Here is a 223-nt window from a genome sequence, read left to right as displayed (position 1 = left end):
AAACCCGCGAACCTTTGGATTGATATGGGTGCGCTCGTACCACGTGTCCATTGACCAAGGCTGACCGTCCTTTTCAGGGTTGGCGTAGAGCATGCCAACGTCGTATAAGTAGTTTGGTAGCCAGCCCGATACCCAAATTCGGTAATCCCATGGCAGACGGTCGCCACTGACAATACGCGCCATATAAAAGATAATATTGGTACAGTTGCTCATCAACGTATTG

1 pseudogene is annotated in these 223 nt (G+C 49.3%); it reads right to left on the bottom strand.

The features are described from left to right. Window positions 1–223 (bottom strand): annotated as a pseudogene (locus tag V7D75_RS13700) (DUF4105 domain-containing protein); the annotation flags it as partial.

The sequence above is a fragment of the Psychrobacter sp. genome, from assembly GCF_036731945.1.
Taxonomy (GTDB): Bacteria; Pseudomonadota; Gammaproteobacteria; order Pseudomonadales; family Moraxellaceae; genus Psychrobacter.
This window is presented reverse-complemented; position numbering and strand designations above follow the sequence as displayed.